This window comes from Ruegeria sp. AD5, assembly GCF_056542345.1.
Genome location: NZ_JBQFZR010000001.1, coordinates 1361653 through 1379282 on the forward strand (window position 1 = coordinate 1361653; position 17630 = coordinate 1379282).

General features: G+C 57.5%; 14 protein-coding genes. 6 read left to right on the forward strand and 8 right to left on the reverse strand.

Features of this window, described 5'->3' with window-relative positions; all coding sequences use genetic code 11:
* Together ACR0JG_RS06670 and ACR0JG_RS06675 are read right to left on the reverse strand one after the other, a co-directional pair.
* Positions 1-1242, reverse strand: a complete 1242-nt coding sequence (locus ACR0JG_RS06670; protein ID WP_480568336.1) for an FAD-dependent oxidoreductase — start codon at positions 1240-1242, stop codon at positions 1-3.
* 16 nt (positions 1243-1258) lie between these two features.
* Positions 1259-2614, reverse strand: coding sequence for an MmgE/PrpD family protein (locus tag ACR0JG_RS06675; protein ID WP_170394129.1), 1356 nt, complete (start codon positions 2612-2614; stop codon positions 1259-1261).
* Between the two features lie 203 nt (positions 2615-2817).
* Between ACR0JG_RS06675 and ACR0JG_RS06680 the strand changes: the two genes are divergently transcribed.
* Positions 2818-3705, forward strand: coding sequence for a LysR substrate-binding domain-containing protein (locus ACR0JG_RS06680; protein ID WP_480568339.1), 888 nt, complete (start codon positions 2818-2820; stop codon positions 3703-3705).
* 16 nt (positions 3706-3721) lie between these two features.
* Here ACR0JG_RS06680 and ACR0JG_RS06685 read toward each other — a convergent pair whose 3' ends face one another.
* The 6 genes from ACR0JG_RS06685 to ACR0JG_RS06710 form a co-directional block, all read right to left on the reverse strand.
* Positions 3722-6166 carry a GcvT family protein gene (locus ACR0JG_RS06685; RefSeq protein ID WP_480568342.1) on the reverse strand — a complete coding sequence of 815 codons (2445 nt, stop codon included), beginning with the start codon at positions 6164-6166 and terminating at the stop codon, positions 3722-3724.
* Positions 6167-6187: 21 nt separating this feature from the next.
* On the reverse strand, positions 6188-7438 hold the full coding sequence (locus ACR0JG_RS06690; RefSeq protein WP_480568345.1) for an aminotransferase class V-fold PLP-dependent enzyme: 1251 nt from the start codon (positions 7436-7438) through the stop codon (positions 6188-6190).
* 839 nt (positions 7439-8277) lie between these two features.
* Positions 8278-9222: a substrate-binding domain-containing protein gene (locus ACR0JG_RS06695; RefSeq protein ID WP_480568348.1), complete on the reverse strand. Its 945-nt coding sequence runs from the start codon at positions 9220-9222 to the stop codon at positions 8278-8280.
* 47 nt (positions 9223-9269) lie between these two features.
* On the reverse strand, positions 9270-10277 hold the full coding sequence (locus ACR0JG_RS06700) for an ABC transporter permease (RefSeq protein ID WP_170394139.1): 1008 nt from the start codon (positions 10275-10277) through the stop codon (positions 9270-9272).
* Positions 10274-11812, reverse strand: a complete 1539-nt coding sequence (locus tag ACR0JG_RS06705; protein ID WP_480568351.1) for a sugar ABC transporter ATP-binding protein — start codon at positions 11810-11812, stop codon at positions 10274-10276. The genes ACR0JG_RS06700 and ACR0JG_RS06705 overlap by 4 nt, the downstream gene beginning before the upstream one ends.
* Positions 11813-11841: 29 nt before the next feature.
* Positions 11842-13395 carry a UxaA family hydrolase gene (locus ACR0JG_RS06710; RefSeq protein WP_480568354.1) on the reverse strand — a complete coding sequence of 518 codons (1554 nt, stop codon included), beginning with the start codon at positions 13393-13395 and terminating at the stop codon, positions 11842-11844.
* Positions 13396-13479: 84 nt separating this feature from the next.
* Here ACR0JG_RS06710 and ACR0JG_RS06715 point away from each other — a divergent pair, with 84 nt between their 5' ends.
* Genes ACR0JG_RS06715 through ACR0JG_RS06735 form a run of 5 tightly spaced genes read left to right on the forward strand, consistent with a single transcriptional unit; the run spans position 13480 to position 17625 of the window.
* The gene (locus ACR0JG_RS06715) at positions 13480-14217 is read left to right on the forward strand and encodes a GntR family transcriptional regulator (protein ID WP_170596357.1); all 738 of its coding nucleotides are present in this window, start codon (positions 13480-13482) and stop codon (positions 14215-14217) included.
* Complete coding sequence (locus tag ACR0JG_RS06720; RefSeq protein WP_480568357.1) at positions 14214-15266, forward strand: aldo/keto reductase; 1053 nt, start codon at positions 14214-14216, stop codon at positions 15264-15266. The genes ACR0JG_RS06715 and ACR0JG_RS06720 overlap by 4 nt, the downstream gene beginning before the upstream one ends.
* Entirely contained in the window at positions 15256-15684 is a 429-nt protein-coding gene (locus ACR0JG_RS06725) for an RbsD/FucU family protein (protein ID WP_480568360.1), read from the forward strand. Before ACR0JG_RS06720 ends, ACR0JG_RS06725 begins: the two co-directional genes overlap by 11 nt.
* Positions 15681-16511, forward strand: a complete 831-nt coding sequence (locus ACR0JG_RS06730; protein WP_480568363.1) for an amidohydrolase family protein — start codon at positions 15681-15683, stop codon at positions 16509-16511. The genes ACR0JG_RS06725 and ACR0JG_RS06730 overlap by 4 nt, the downstream gene beginning before the upstream one ends.
* A gap of 1 nt (position 16512) precedes the next feature.
* The gene (locus ACR0JG_RS06735) at positions 16513-17625 is read left to right on the forward strand and encodes a fumarylacetoacetate hydrolase family protein (protein ID WP_480568366.1); all 1113 of its coding nucleotides are present in this window, start codon (positions 16513-16515) and stop codon (positions 17623-17625) included.
* Positions 17626-17630 lie beyond the last annotated feature (5 nt).

Sequence of the window (17630 nt, forward strand, 5' to 3'; positions counted from 1 at the left end):
TCAGTGGCTCGCGGCAGTTGCGCCCATTTCATTGAGCAGATCAAAGGTGGCGAAACGCTCCATTGTGAAGGGTTCGAGTATCGGCGCGACCTTCTGGTTGGCGATGGACTGCGCCATGTACTTGCCCGCCACCGGAGTGGCTTTGAACCCCCAAGTGCCCCAACCGCAATCTAGCCATAGGTTGGACAATGGGCTGGCACCCATGATGGGTGAGTAATCGGGCGTCATGTCGGTAATCCCGGCCCATTGTCGCAGCAGACGCACCCCGTGCAGGAACGGGAACAAATGTACCGCGCCTTCGGCCAGATGTTCTTTCATGTCCAGTGTCGAGCGGGTGGAATACAGCTGATAAGGGTCCGAGCCACCGCCGATCACGATCTCGCCTCGCGAAGACTGCACCAGATAGGTGTGCAGGCTGACCGAGCTGACCAGCGTGTGCAGCCACGGTTTCAGCGGCTGCGTGACCATCGCCTGCAACGGATAGCAACGGATCGGCAATTCTACCCCGGCTTTCATCGCCATATCGTAGTTCATGCCCCCGACAGCAATCATCACCTGCCCGGCACTGATATCACCGCGATTGGTGCGCACTTTTGTGATCTTGCCGCCGGCAGCGTCGAACCCTTCAACCTCGGTACGTTGATGAATTTCCACCCCGCGCCTACCGGCTTGCGCTGCATAGCCCCAGGCCACCGCATCATGCCGCGCAGTGCCTCCATCGGCGTGCCACAAACCGCCGATGATTTCCAGCGGCCCGCCCTCATCCATATTCAGATGCGGGGACAGGTCCTTGACCGTCTGTGCATCAACGACCTCGATCCGGGTGCCCGCGTGTTTACCCATCTCGGCCCGCAGATGGAACAAGCGTAGCGTCGCCTCGGTATGGGCCAGCGTCAGTTGACCGCGCTGGCTGAACATGACGTTGAAATCCAGCTCTTCGCTCATCTCCCCGTAAAGCTGCACACCTTCCTTGTAGAACGCGATGCCCTCTTTGGTGATGTAGTTCGAGCGGATGGTAGTGGTGTTCCGCGCGGTGTTGCCGCCCGCCAGATAACCCTTTTCCAGCACAGCCACATTGGTGATGCCGTGATACTTTGATAGGTAGTGGGCACAGGCCAGTCCGTGGCCGCCACCACCTACGATGACCACATCGTAACTGGATTTAAGCTCTGGCGTGGCCGGAATGTCTCCGGTGACAGGGTAATCGGCGGATAGCCCGTATTTCAGCAGCCTTAGCGGCATTTTTGTTGTCCTGATTTCAGCGGTTGTCAGCGGCGTCATAAATCAGCGCGCCGAGATCCGAGAATTTGGCGTCCGGCGACTGCAACCCCAGAACCGCGTCGCGTATGGCGGCGGCACGGCTGACCCCCAGCGGTGGAGTGGCGAACTCCATGAACTTGGCAATCACTTCGTCACGGTCCATGGGTGCCTCGGGCCCGCCGCGCGCGTGGACGTCGCCCGACGCCAGTTCCCGCCCATCCGTCAAGGTCATGACGACATCAGCAACGCGGCTTTGAGGAAAGCGGTCGGAATGGCGCGCGGTCTCGGCCACCGAGATACGGTCGACAATCGCCGCGACCAGCGGATCGGAGAGGCCCGCGCCGGTGATATGCTCGACCCCGATACGGCCGTGCGCGACCATCGTCGCCACAGCGAAGGGCAGCGAATACTGCGCCTTCGAAGTGTCATCCGGCATACCCTGAAACAGGCAGGCACTTTCGTGGAAAGTGTTCACCTGAATCGCGGCAATGTCCTGATGAGACAGGCCATATTCACGCATCAGCGCCCTAGTGGCGTCAATCGCCGCATGGGCCCAACGACAGATCGGATAGGGCTTCACATATTGATGTTCCATCTGCCAGAAGCTGCCCAGATCCCGCCAGTGATGCGCGACCTCATCCGCCTCTATTGTGATCGCCGGCGCGCCGGTAAATCCCTTCTCGGCCAGCACTGCCGAGGATACACCCACCAGCGCGCCCCAGCCCGAGCCGTCATGCAGCATGGTGGGGTTGGCAATCTCGCGCATCATTTGACTGCGCGGTCCGTGATATTCGGCGATGCCCATGGCCTGCCGCATCTGTTCCGCGCTCAGCCCGCGCAGACGGGCGGCAACGGCCACAACTCCCAACGCGTTCCATGCGCCGGAAGTGTGGTAGTCGCTGACCGTGTCATGCAACGAAATCCCGGCGCGCCCGGCGATTTCGTATCCAATAGTTACGGTCGCCAACGCCTCGGGGCCGGAAAAATCCGCGACCGTTTCCGCCAAAGCCGCCAGAACCGGCACAACGGCAACACCGATATGGCCCTTGGTGGGGTTATAGCCGTCATGGCCATCCAGATTATCGGTCTGAGTCGCAGCGGCATAAGCCGCGCCGGCAACGCTAACCTTGCGGCCATCGAACAGCATCCGTGCGCTGAGGCCCGGATCGCCCGCACCGTAAAGCGCCACTGCGCTGTCACGCGCGATCTGACCGGCCTGCATCGGTCCGGACCCGATGGTGATCCCCATCGTGTCCAGCAGCATCAGTGCCGCTGCTTCGAGCGCGCTGTCGGGGAAATCCTGCACCCTTCGATTTAGCGCAAACTTTGCGATAGTTTGAAATGTGTTGGTCACGATGCCCTACAGATGAGGTTTCGGGTTCGGCCAAAACCTAAGTGTGTTTGCCCATCGCAGCACGAAAACAATACGAGGGCAATGGCCCCGGAAAATTTGTAGCTTTGGCTCCGCTCCATTGTAGCATATGAACCAGATCAATTCCCGCCGCGAAACAGGATTCCCGGCGCACCACCTACCCGCTCGCCCAGGAACCTGTCGCAATGATGAACCTGCCCCACCTGATCTTCCTGCGCTCCTTCGAGGCCGCCGCCCGGTACCTCAGCTTTACCAGCGCGGCAGATGAGCTGAACTGCACCCAATCCGCCGTCAGCAACCATGTGCGTTCGCTCGAAGAGTTTTTGCAGCGGCCTCTGTTCGTGCGCCATGCCCGATCATTGTCGCTGACCGACGTGGGCGAGGCGTATCTGCCTTCAGTGCGGCATGCTCTGCATGAGATTGACGTAGCCACACAATCGGTCATCCAGCGGTCACACACCCGCAAAGTCGTCGTGTCTTGCCCGGTCAGCCTGGCCGAGAATTGGCTACCGGACGTAATCCGGGGCTTTAGCGACCAGCACCCGGATATCGACCTGACGGTACACGGCACCGTCTGGATTGATGTCGAGCCGAAAGTCTCGGACATTTCGATAACGGTCAATCATATTGACGATGTGACGGTGGGCGCGCGGCAGCTGTGGGCCGAAAAGCTTGCGGTCGTGTGTGCGCCCGATTTCACAGTCAAAGGCACGCCGCTGACCGATCCGGCGCAACTGCAAGAGGCGCCTCTGATCCATATTCTGGGTCGTCCAGCTTATTGGGAACGGGTCGCACGTCATTTTGATCTGGCAGACCTGAACCAGAAGGAAGGGCTGCGGACCAACGCTTCAAATCTGGCAATGGAGATGGCGGCGAAGTCGTTGGGCTGCGTCGCCCTGCCCCGCTCTCTGGCCGGGTCTTATGTGGACCGGGGGCTGCTGATCGAACCGTTCGAATTCGATTTGGACAGCCCCTGGGCCTATTTCGTGCGTCTCAAGGAAAAACCCGTTTCACCGTCGGTCAGGCTGTTTCAGGACTGGCTGCTAAACGCCGCCGCCAGCATGAACCGCTGACCTGCAACGGGGCTGCTCAGGCAGCCCCTTCCAGTGCCGGTTTAACATCGCGCAGGCGGTTTCCATCCGGATCAAAGGGAGGCTCGGACAGGATTTTCGCTTTATGGGGCTTGCCAAGGATGAACACTTCGACCGTATCACCAGGTTGTGCGACCTCAGGGTTTATATAGCCAAGCGCTAGCGATTTGCCGACCGAATAGCCGTATGCACCGGATGTCACGCGGCCAACCGGGGTACCATCCGGGGTAAAAATCGGCTCACCGCCGGTAGCGTCGGCATCCTCGGAGACTTCGACCTCGAAGATTGACAGCACTTCGCGCGCGGCGTTGTCCTTGACCGACAGATACGCATCCTTGTGCAGGAAATCCTTGTCTAGCTTGATCAGGCCCGACAGCCCGACCTCTTGCGGCCAATATTCCTGAGAATACTCACGGCCCCAAGAGCCATAACCTTTTTCGATCCGCAACGACCCCAGCGCGCGGCCGCCAACGGGGCCGCCATCCAGCAGCTTGGCCGCATCCAGCAGCGCAGCGTAAAGGCGGGTCTGATCTTCTTCGGCGCAGTGCAACTCCCACCCTAGATCGCCGGTAAAACTGACGCGGATGGCCAGACAGGTGACACCTGCAACCTCGATTGTGGCCGAGCGCATAAAGCGGAACGCCTCGTTCGACAGGTCTGCATTGGTCAGCCGCTGCAGCAGGTCACGCGCTTTCGGACCGGCGACGTTGAACCCTGCTATGCGGTCGGTGGCGACTTCGAAGGTTGTGTCCTTTGGCAGGTCGATCATGCTGAAAAAGCGTTGATGATAGCGCTCGGCCATGCCCGATCCGATCATCATGTATTCGTCATCGGCCACCTTGGTTATGGTGAAATCTCCAGCCACGCCGCCACGGACAGAGATCAGCGGCGTCAGGCAAGACCGCCCGATCACGGTCGGTACGCGGTTGGCGACCAAGCGGTCTAGCCAATCTTGCGCACCGGGTCCTTTGATGATGTAGTTCGCAAAATTCGATATGTCGATGACGCCCACATTCTCCCGCAGCATCTGTACCTCACGTCCCACCGGCTCCCACCAATTCTGGCGTGTGAAGCCGTTGGTTTCCTGTACACCGGGCTGATCGGCGAACCATAGGGGATGCTCCCAGCCGCAGTTCAGACCAAAGACACAGCCCATGTCTTTCTGCATTTCATAGGCAGGGCGGACTCGGGCGGGGCGACCTGCACTACGCTCCTCGTTCGGGAAGTGGATGGCAAAACGGTGGGTATACTGGTCCTCAACCCGCGCCTTGGTGAATTTTTTGTCGGCCCAGTCGCCGAAGCGGGCCAGATCCCATGCGAACATGTCGTATTGCGGCTCGCCCTCGATCATCCACTGCGCCGCCAGCAGGCCCAGACCACCCGATTGCGAGAAACCCGGGATCAGTCCGCCGCAGAGGAAATAGTTCTTCAGTTCGGGCACTGGACCCCACAAGGCGCTGGAGTCCGGAGACCAGATCATCGGCCCGTTGATCACCCGTTTGACCCCTGCGGTGGCGGCAACTGGCACACGTTCGGTAGCGCGGATCACGTTTTCCATGATCCGATCCAAATCGTCGGGGAACAGGTCATGGGCAAAGTCCAGCGGCGTGCCGTCCTCGGCCCAGAACTTCATGTCCTTCTCATAGGCCCCGATCAGCAATCCGTTGCCTTCCTGACGGAAATAGTACTCGCCATCCCGGTCTGCAATTGACGGAAGGCGACGGCCCAGATTGGCAACTTCTTCGATGGATTCTGTCACGAAGTACTGGTGCTCGGTCGGTTGCAACGGCAGAGTCAGCCCCGCCAGCGCCGCAACTTCGCGGCCCCAAAGACCAGCGGCATTCACCACCCATTGCGTGTGAATATCGCCCTTTGCGGTACGCACGATCCAAGACCCGTCGGGTTGCTGATCCGTACCTAGCACCGGACAGAACCGTTCTATGGTTGCTCCCATGGCGCGGGCACCGGCAGCATAGGCGTGGGGCACGCCCGAGGGATCCACATTGCCGCCATCGGGTTCATACATGATGCAGCGGATATCGTCGAACTGCGCCAACGGGTGCAGTTCCTTGGCCTGCTCGCGACTGACCTCGTAGAAGTTCAAACCATAGAATTTAGCCTTGGCTTCCTGCAGGCGCAGCTGATGCTCGCGTTCTTCGGTTTGCGCCAAATAGAGCGAACCTGGCTGGAACACGCCGCAGCTTTGACCGGTTTCCTGTTCCAGCTCTTTATATAGATTCATCGTATAGTGCTGGATGCGGGTGATATTGTTGTTGTCATGCAGCCCATGAATGTTGGCCGCCGCGTGCCAGGTCGAGCCGCTGGTCAGTTCGTCCCGCTCTAGCAGGACCACATCGGTCCAACCCAACCTGGCGAGATGATACAGAATTGAACAGCCGGCTAGGCCGCCGCCGATTACAACCGCTTGCGCATGCGTTTTCATGAGTTTCCCCTCTCAAATGCCTCAGGCGGCGATGGTTTTCATTGCGCCCAGAAACTGGGCCACTTCGGCGACGCTGTTGTAGTGGCACATCGAAACACGAACGCAGCTGTCCATGCCAAGCGGTGTGAGGATGTTGCCCGAATAGTGATCGGCCTTGCGCAAATGCGTACGGATGCCTTGTTCGTTCAGTTGCTTGACCACATCGACCGACGGCACGCCCTCGACCTGCAGTGACACCAGTCCCTCGCGTGCTGGGTTATCGACACCGCCCAGAATGGTCACCTTCTCCATCTCGGCCAGCCCGGGCAGGTTGCCGGTTCCGCGGATCATCGCATCAGTCAACGCTTTTTCCTGCTCATGGATCGCCTGTCCGGCAGCAACGAATTTTGCGCGCCGGTCGGTGGCGTCGCTGACCTGTGCGCCCAACCATTCGAAATAGCTGATTACGTCAGACATTGTAGCGTAAGAGCCGGTATCGCGCGTCCCCATTTCCCAATTGTCGGCGGGGCCGTCGATCAAGCTGTTATGTGGCAGCTTGGTCAGCCGGTCAGAAATCCAGGCCACCCCGTAACCATGACGCGAGAACACCTTGTAGGGCGAGATCACATAGCCATCGACATCATAGGCGGTCAGGTCGATCCGGCCATGCGCGGCGTGCTGGATACCGTCGATTATGATGAAGCAATTGGGCGCAACGGCGCGGATCTCGGCAGCCACAGCCGCTACATCCACGCCCATACCGGTCACCGGCGAGGTGTGCACGATAGTCGCAACCTTTGTGTCCGGCGTTACCTGCGCCGCATAAGCATCTGCGGTGACGGTGCCTGTGGCGTCGTCATGGACCACCAGAACATGATCTTGCCCGGCCACCCCGGCCCAACGCGCGCAAGCGCTTCGGGTCGCGGGATGTTCCAGCGTTGTGCCAAGTACCCGACCGGTGGCGGTGCCCAGACAGGCGTTCATGATCAAACGAAACAGCAGCTCGGTCCCGCTTTCGCCGACAAAGAACTGGCCACCGGGGGCGTTCATGAACACGGCCATATCTTCTTTGGCCTTGTTGATTACCCGCACCAGTTCGTGACTTCCCGGGTTGTCGCGGCCCTGATTGTCAGGGACCGCAGCATAAGCCTGCGAGGTACCCACAACCGAATTCAGCGTCAGCGCCCCACCCGCGTTTTCAAAGAAAATACGCGGTCCCTGCTGCGGGCAGTGGTCAACCTGCGCAAATCGGGCACGGATTTGTTCAAGCAATTCTGGAGTGATCTTGGTCATCGGGAACCATTCCTGCGAAAATGTCATTCTGGCAAGATATATGCGCCCTTTTGCAAAACTACTCACAAAAAAACTTGGGGCATTGTGGGTGGAAATTGAGACCATCGAGCCAAGAGAGCTCAGCCACAAGAACAATATGGTTCGCGAATTTCAATTTCGTCGGCCCGATCACACCCTCACGCATGCCTTCGCTCGGTTGAGAAACCGCTGGTCAGGCCGACGGTTTGTAACCTGAGCGTTGTTCTAGAGACATCGCTTTGCAGGACGGTGTTGAGAGAGTGACGATCCAACCTCATTGGCGCAGCCTGTACCGCCATCACAAACCAGACATCGTAGGAGCGGGCATGCATCCTGCTTCCCAGATATTCCCATATCGGCTGGGGTATTTAGATAGATAGCGATTCATGCATTTGTTTACAGCAGTTTGGGATTTCGTCACGCCTTTCAGACCTGATTAATCACCATTGTAAGAGATCACGAACTTGCCTTCGACGCGGCGATACCGCGAACCACTCACGCGCTGGTGGCGCATTCGTCGATGGTCAATAGCTTGTAACATATTGGTGTATAGAGCTTGCTGATTGAAAGCTGGAAAGTTAATCGCTTGCAACAGGTTAGCTTATGTCCAGACTTCGAGTATTAAATCAATTTGCCAAAATTTCTGCTAATTAGGCTTAAACCCATCATCGACGCACCAAGGACATACGCAGAGCAGCGACAGACCGGTGTTGCGACCCAAACGCCGTTGCGCCGCAAAAACTGACATAATTCACCTGAACGATGAACATTGGTTGTCCGGCCCACCAAAAAGGCAGGCCGAACAGTGTTAATAAGTACTTTTAGTCGTACAGAACGGCCGAGATCTTCGGGTCGTCAATATTCGAGGCATCGTAGTAGTAGAAGCCTGTGTCGATCAGACCTGGAACCTCTTCCCCATTCAGAGCCGCAACCGCTGCTTTCACAGTCTCATAGCCGATGCCTACAGGGTTTTGCGTGATCGCACCCGCCATCAGACCGCTCATGATTGCGTCTTTCTGGGCCTTGCCACTGTCATAACCGATGATCACCAAACCCTCGGTGCCCAGCTCCTGAACACCGTTTACAACACCAATAGCTGAGCCTTCGTTGGTGCCAAAGATACCATTTAGATCAGGGTTAGCAGTCAGGATCGCCTTGGTGACTTCGGTCGATTTCAGGTGGTCGCCCTGGCCGTATTGAACCGTAACAACTTCGATTTCCGGATACTTCTCAGCCATGCGATTGACGAAACCGTCGCGACGATCAATACCTGTGCGGCTTGTCTGGTCATGGGCGACAACAGCAACCTTCCCTTTGCCCCCGATTTTTTCAGCCATCTTGTCTGCTGCCAACCCTGCTGCCGCCAGGTTGTCCGTTGTCGCAGTTGAAAGCGGAATATCGCTATCAACACCACTGTCGAAGGCGATGATCGGAATGCCCTTTTCGTTGGCCTGTTTCAAAAGCGGGATAGCAGCCTGGCTGTCCAGCGCAGCAAAACCGATTGCCTTTGGATTATTGGCCAGCGCCGCAGCCAGCATGTCGATCTGACGGTCCACCATTGTTTCGTTATCCGGACCTTCGAACGTGATGGTGACATCAAACTCGTCGGCTGCCTGTTCGGCGCCGGACTTCACCGCTTGCCAGAACTGATGTTGGAACCCTTTGGATACCAGCGGAATGTAAATCTCTTCGGCTGCCGCCATCGAGGCGGGACCTGCCAGTGTGGCTGCGCTGAGCGCACCCAGAATGAAACGACGTGTTAACATGTTTTCTCCTCCAGTTGGTCGTTTTGGTCTTTAATTTAGTTGCTTGGTCATCCCGATTTCTTGCGTCGCGCCATATCGGCGTAGACGGCCAGGATGATGATTGCGCCGGTCACAACGGTCTGCCATTCCTGCGCGACTGACAGCACGCGCAATCCGTTGGTCAGTACAGCCATGATCAGGGCGCCGATCAGCGTGCCCAGGATCGTGCCGCGCCCACCGGACAAAGACGTGCCACCGATCACCACGGCTGCGATCGCCTCCAATTCGTATCCCAAACCCAATGCCGGTTGCGCCGAGTTCAGGCGCGAGGCGATCAGGATACCGGCGATGCCGCAGATCGCTCCGGCCAGCGCATAAATACGCATCTTCCACATGTCGGTGTTCACGCCTGACAGACGCACCGCTTCCTCGTTAGAGCCAAGCGCAAAGGTGTAACGACCCAGAACTGTGCGCCCCAGAATGTACGAAGCCGCGATGGCCACCAGGAACAGGATAAGCACACCGTTGGGGATGGGTAGCGATGGGAAAACCTCTCCGATCAGCGACCCGCGCGAGATCTGGTCAAAGCCCGGCGTGTCATTGAAGTAGATTGGCCGTGTCCCAGAGATCACCAACGACAGGCCTTTGAGGATCAGCATCATCCCAAGCGTGGCGATGAAGGGCGGGATTTTCATCTTAGCGACGAAAGTACCGGAGCAAAGCCCGCAGAATGCTCCAGCTGCAATGGCTGCAGCCACGCCCAACAGCAACGGCATTCCCAAATACGTCAGCACCACGCCGGCGATCACCGCGCAAAAGGTCATCAGTGTGCCAACAGACAGGTCGATCCCACCGGTGATTATAACCAGTGTCGCGGCGACGGCCAGAACGCCATTGACCGACGTTGCCTGTAGGATGGCAATCATGTTCGACGTCTGCATGAAGTTGGGTGAAGCAATGGAAAAACCGATTAGCAGAACGATCAAACTGGCAAAGGCCAACAGCTTTTGATAGGCGCCGCTGTCCGCGAGGCCCGATAATGGCTTTTTCTTTTCGATGTCGGTTGCTGTGGTCATTGGACTGTCCCTGTTACCTGCATCGCCGCCGCACGTTGCGTGGCCAGATGCATGATGTCTTCTTGAGTGGTGTCTTTTCCGCCGGGCAGAATGCCGGTCAGTCGTCCTTCGCACATCACGGCGATGCGATGGCTAAGACGCATGATCTCGGGAAGTTCGGATGAGATCACGATGATCGTCTTGCCCTGCCCTGCCAGTTCTTCCAGCAACTTGTAAATCTCGGATTTCGCGCCGACGTCGATACCGCGGGTCGGTTCGTCAAAGATCAGAATATCGCAGTCGCGCAGCAGCCATTTGGCGATGACAACCTTCTGCTGATTGCCGCCTGACAGTAGGCGAACCTCCTGCACATCCGATGGCGTTCTAATGCCCAATTGCTGGATGTAGCTTTTGGCGGTGTCGCTGATTTCACCATCGTGCAGAACCCCGCCTGCGCCGGTGAACAGGTCCATCGAGGCAAGCGCGATGTTGTCGCGTACATTCATACCAGTGGCGAGACCGAAGTGCTTTCGGTCCTCGGACAGGTATCCAATCCCCGCTTTGACGGCGTCGGAGGGTGATTTGATCGACACCACCTGACCATGTACCCGGATTTCGCCGCTATCTTTGGGATCGGCCCCGAAGATAGCCCGTGCAACCTCTGTACGACCTGCGCCCATCAGACCGGCAAAGCCCAGAATTTCACCCTTTTGGACCGAGAAACTGACGTCCTGAATTTCGTTGCTCCGGCTCAGCCCGGTGACTTGCAAAGACATCTCCGCATCACCCAGGTCGGGCACGTCCAGCGGTTCTTCCTTGACCTCTCGGCCCACCATCATGGCGATGATCTGGCTGATCGGGGTTTCAGCAGCCCCAACTGTTCCGACATATTCCCCATCGCGCATAACCGTCACGCGATCCGAGATCTGCTTCAGCTCGTCCATCTTGTGGCTAATGTAAACGATGCCTACACCTTCAGCCTTGAGGCGGCGGATGATCACGAACAGCTCAGCAATCTCGGCGTCATTCAGGGCCGCTGTTGGCTCGTCCATGATGAGCACCTTGGACCGAAAGGACAGTGCCTTGGCGATCTCGACCATTTGCTGTTTTGCGATGGTCAGGCTGCCAACCAACGCCTTGGGATCAAGGCTGAGGTTCATCGAAGCAAAGATTTCGGCAGTCTGCGCATTCAGCGCCGCCTCATCCAAACGGCCAAAGCTCTTACGCGGTTCGCGTCCGATAAAAATGTTCTGGGCTACAGTCAGGTCGTTCATCAGGCTCAGTTCCTGATGGATGATCCCAATACCTAGATCCTGCGCCTCGCGCGGGGTTGTCGGACTGACTTCGCACCCTTCTATCTTCAAGGTCCCACCGTCACGTTGATAAATACCCGACAGGATTTTCATCAACGTACTTTTGCCGGCACCGTTCTCGCCCATCAGCGCGTGAACTTCACCCGGTTCAAGATCGAATTGCACGGATTTCAGCGCGTGCACGCCGGGGAAAAACTTATCAATCCCCGTCATTTCGACCAGTCTATTTTTGTTGCCTCCCATTTGCCCTTCTCCCCTTGGGCCAACGCGGTTTACATCACCGCACCAATTTGCCAGGGGACGAATTCAACGCCCCCAAATCCAAGTTCCTCGCTTTTGGTTTTCTTGCCTGAGGCGACACGGATCAGTATTTCGAACAGTTGTTCCCCCTTGCTCTCGATGCTGATCCCGTCTGTCACGATGTCACCGCAGTTCAGATCCATATCCTCGGCCATGCGGGCATACATTTCGGAATTGGTGGCCAGCTTGATGCAGGGCGTTGGCTGATATCCAGACACCGAACCACGCCCGGTGGTAAACACAATCAGGTTAGCACCCGAAGCGACTTGCCCGGTGACCGAACACGGATCAAAACCGGGGCTGTCCATGAAGACAAACCCGCTCTTGTCGATCATCTCACCGAATTTGTAGACGTCTCGCAGTGGCGCGGTGCCTCCCTTAGCTACGGCACCAAGCGATTTCTCAAGAATGGTTGTGAGCCCCCCGCGCTTGTTGCCTGGGCTTGGGTTGTTGTCCATCTCACCGCCGTTTCGGGCCGTGTAGTCCTCCCACCAGTGGATGCGTTCGATCAGTTTTTCACCCACCTCAACAGTCTCGGCCCGCCGGGTCAGCAGGTGTTCGGCACCGTAGATTTCCGAGGTTTCCGACAGGATCGTTGTTCCGCCATGGCGCACTAGTAAATCCGACGCATACCCCAGCGCCGGGTTCGCGGTTATCCCAGAATACCCGTCCGAGCCGCCGCATTGCATACCGACCGTGATGGCACTGATCGGAGCCGGGGCGCGTTCGGCTTGATTGGCCAGATGGGCGATGCCGCGCAACTCCGCCAGCCCCCGTTCGATAGTGCGGCGTGTTCCGCCCTCGTTCTGAATGGTCATATAACGCAGCGCACCGTCAGCGCGGATTGGTCGACCGCCGACAAGATCTGCCACCTGCATGACTTCGCAGCCCAGACCGATCAGCAGAATACCCCCGAAATTCGGATGCTGTGCATAGCCGGCCAACGTCCGAAACAGGGTGGCATAACCCTCATCCTTGCTGGACATTCCACATCCGGTCCCGTGCACAATCGGGACCACACCGTCAACATTGGGATAGCTTTCCAAGAACCCGGTCTTTTCCGCTGCGTCGGCGATAAAACGCGCTACCGAACCCGAGCAGTTCACGGTGGTTAGAATCCCGATGTAGTTTCGGGTTCCCACTTTACCGTCAGATCGATGGTATCCGTCGAATGTACGCTTTTCAGTCAGAACAGGCAGCGAGGTGTTGGCGCTGGCATGTGCATAGTCCTGCTGATGCGCCCCCATGCCAAGGTTGTGCACATGGATATGTTCGCCAGGCGCGATATCGCATTTGGCCTGCCCGATGATCTGACCGTAGCGGACAATATTCTCGCCAGCTTGGATTGATGACACGGCTAGCTTGTGGCCGCGGGTAACGGGCGCAGCCAATTGCACGGGAACATGTGCCGGCTGCTCACCCGCCTGCAAGTCACGCAAAGCAATAACGATGTTGTCCTGCGGATTTAGCTTTACGACATCGCGAGTCGCCTCTTCCAAAACGTTTATGCCGCCGTTCGCTCGCATCTCTTCTCCACTTGCTTGGTCAATGTTGCTAAATCCAATATCTCTACTTGTCAACTAACATGTTAGAATGCTAACTTATGCAGTATGAACAAACACCAAGATATTGATGCCGAACTGTTGCCCGAGATCACAACGATCGAAGGACCGCTCGCTCAGCGGGTTCACCACTCATTGAAGCAGGCGATTCTCTCGCTGGATTTCCCACCCGGAGCGAACCTCAGGAAGGCACCTGTGTGTGAGAGATTGGGAGTGTCGCGCGCACCTGTGGCCGATGCGATTGCGCGTTTGGCCTCGGAAGGGCTGGTGGATGTAGTGCCGCAATCAGGCACTCGCGTATCCTACTTTTCGATGGACGAGATCCGCGAAGGCGTATTCCTGCGTGAAGCGCTTGAACTTGCAACTGTCGCCAAAGTCGCGCGCGACATAACCGACGTTCAGCGTAAAAGGCTAAGCCGCAACATGCGTCTGCAGGAACTGTTGATCATGGATGATGATATCCCGGGCTTTTATCAGGCCGATGAAGAGTTCCACAGTCTTCTGATGGAATTTACAGGCTTCCGCCGCCTCGCCGACGTTGCCCAAACCGTTTCCTTACAGGTCAGCCGCGCACGCATGCTGTTGCTGCCCACACCCGGCAGAATTGCCGAGACACTAGAGGAACATAGGGCCATTTTCGAAGCAATCAGTAATCGCGACGAACAGGCCGCGCAGGTCGCTATGCGCGCCCACCTCGGGCAGTTGATGCCGCGCATTGAGCAGTTGGAGCAACTGAAGCCGCATCTGTTCAACCTCACCCCACAGCTGAATAGCGAGGCAGGATGACCGTTTCCCAAACAGAATTACTGAACAACCGGACCACGCGGCCCGTTCCCCTGACCCGCATGGGGTTCGGCGGAGCGCCGTTGGGGAACCTGTACCGCAAAGTCTCGGACGAGGACGCGCAGGCTGCATTGCAAGCCGCCTATGACGCAGGCATCCGTTTTTTCGACACCGCGCCGCAATACGGGCTTGGCCGGTCAGAGCATCGGTTTGGGCAGGCGATCGACCGGTTCGGTCGCAAGAACATTCAGCTTTCGACCAAAATCGGGCGTTTATTACTGGATTGCAAACCGCATGAAGTGACACCCGAAGCCTTTGTCGATGTGCCGCAGAAACGGATTGTGTTCGACTATACCTATGACGGGGTGATGCGATCCTACGAGGCCAGCCGCGACAGGATCGGCGTGGCAAACTCTGACATTCTTCTGGTCCATGACGTCTGTGTCTTCAGCCAGGGCAGTCAGGAAGTGTCTGATGCCAAGGTGCGGGAACTCTTTGATGACGGGGGGTACAAGGCTCTGATCGAATTGCGCGATGCCGGCGAAATCGCCGCAATCGGGGCGGGCGTAAACGAATGGCAAGTTTGCGAAAGGCTTCTTGGGCTGGGGGATTTCGACGGGTTCCTGCTGGCCGGACGCTATACGTTGCTTGAGCAGGAAGCACTCGACAGTTTCCTGCCGCTTTGTGAGCAGCGCGATGTCGGGATCATCCTCGGGGGACCGTACAATTCGGGCATCCTCGCCACCGGAACTGTGCCTGGCGCCAAGTATAACTATGCAGACGCACCCGAAGATATTCTGGACCGGGTCCGCAAGATCGAAGCGGTCTGCGCCGCGCATGATACCCCGCTGATCGCCGCCGCGCTGCAGTTCGTTTTGGGCCACCCCTGCGTCAAAACCGTGATCCCCGGTGCCGTCAACGCGTCCGAAGTACAGTCCAATGTGGCACTGATGGAGCGTGACATTCCCCCCGGCCTGTGGTCGGATCTGCGATCCGAAGGCCTGATCCGACCCGACGCGCCACTGCCAAGCGAGACAGCTGATGCTGCGTAACATCGACCCGATCCTTTCGCCGGAGTTGCTTTTCACCCTCAGGGCCATGGGCCACGGGGATGAGATTGTTATCGCAGATGCAAATTTTCCGGGCGCCAGCATGGGACCAGACTGCATCCGGGCCGATGGGTCTACGGCCAGTGAAATGTTGAAGGCCGTACTTTCTGTGATGCCTTTGGATACGTTCGTTCCTGATCCGGCGTTGACCATGCAGGTTGTTGGCGACCCGGAGGCGGTGCCTGACTCAGTCGCGGACTTTCAGCACATCATCGACACGTCCGCCGACAACTCTGCCAAGGTGCAGGGCTTGGAACGGTTTGCATTCTACGACCGTGCGGCCAACGCATTTGCCATCATCCAGACAGGTGAACGAAAGCTCTATGGCAACATCATCCTGAAAAAAGGTGTGATCGAATGAGGATCGACGCGCATCAGCATTTCTGGGCTTTGGCGCGGGGCGACTATGGCTGGCTGACGCCCGATCTGAGCGAGATCTACCGGGATTTTGCACCGCACGACCTGATGCCTCTACTCAGCGCCGCCGGGATTGATGGCACGGTCCTTATGCAGGCAGCACCCACAATGGCCGAGACCGAATACATGCTCGCTCTGGCCGATCAGAATGCGTTTATCAAAGGTGTTGTGGGCTGGGTTGACTTTGAAGCCGCTGATGCACCTGCAAAGATTTCCGCGTTGGCTACCCACGAGGCATTTGTCGGTCTACGTCCGATGATACAGGACATCGCCGACCCGCTTTGGATGCTAGGCGACGCGCTAACGCCCGCTTTCGAGGCAGCTCAACGGCATGGCCTGACATTTGATGCCTTGACCTTACCTCAACACCTGGGCCCGCTCAGGCAACTTCTTCAGCATCATTCCGATATGAGTGTTGTCATTGACCATGGATCGAAACCGCTGATCAAAGACGCAATCTTGGGTGACTGGTCCGACAACATGACCGCATTGGCCCGAGATACAAATGCATGGTGCAAGCTTTCAGGCCTTGTGACTGAGGCTGCTACAGACTGGACGATCGACGATCTGCGCCCGTACGTGGATCACCTGCTGAACACCTTCGGTCCATCGCGTCTGATCTGGGGTAGCGATTGGCCAGTTTGCACCTTGGCCAGTAGCTATGAGCGCTGGTGTGAAACCACCGACATGTTGCTGAAACATCTGAGCAGCGCAGAACGACAGGCAATAATGGGTGGCAACGCCGCCCGCGCCTACAACCTCAGGAATTGAAATGACCATAGGTACATTGGATTCGAACGGGCTGTGGCTCGGCCGTATTGAGCGCAGCGGAATCGGCCCCAGCGTGGTGACCCTGCGCAAAGGGCGGATTATCGATATCACGTCAAAAACGGCACCAACTGTCAGGGACATTCTGGAACGCGACGATGAAGCAGATCATGTGCGCAACGCCCAAGGTGAAGATATCGGCCCTTTGGACGCCGACCACCAATGGCTGGCCCCGTGTGACCTGCAGGCGGTCAAGGCCTGTGGTGTAACATTTGCCGGGTCCATGGTCGAACGCGTAATCGAGGAACAAGCCGCCGGTGATCCCGCTAAAGCCGACGCGATCCGGGCGCGCATCGGAGACCGGATCGGCGACAGCCTTTCGAACATCGTGCCAGGATCAGACGCCGCCGCAGATGTCAAAGAAGCATTAGTCGCCGAAGGCCTCTGGAGTCAGTACCTTGAAGTCGGGATCGGCCCCGATGCCGAGGTGTTCTCCAAAACACAAGTTTTGTCTTCGGTCGGGTTTGGTTCAGAAATCGGTCTTCACCCGATTTCGACCTGGAACAACCCCGAGCCCGAAGTCGTTCTGGCCGTTACTTCTAAGGGCGAGATTAAGGGCGCTACGCTGGGGAACGACGTCAACCTGCGTGACGTTGAAGGTCGTTCGGCTTTATTGCTGAGCAAAGCAAAGGACAACAATGCCTCTTGCGCGATCGGACCGATGATCCGGTTGTTCGATGATGGGTTCACACTGGACGATGTACGCCAGGCTGAACTTGCGCTGACCGTGACCGGATCGGATGGATTTGTGCTGAACGGAAGCTCATCTATGTCCCAGATCAGTCGCGATCCCGCAGACCTTGTGAAGCAGACTATCGGGCGCCATCACCAATATCCTGATGGGCTGATGCTTTTCCTTGGCACCCTGTTCGCCCCGACCCAAGACCGTGACACACCTGGCGGTGGGTTCACTCACAAAATTGGCGATGTCGTCACTATCTCCAATACACGCCTTGGAGCGCTGACAAACACCGTGCGCCTGTCGACGGAATGCCCCGAATGGACCTTTGGGGCATCACACCTGATGCGAAACCTCGCCCATCGCGGCCTGCTGTAAGAGAG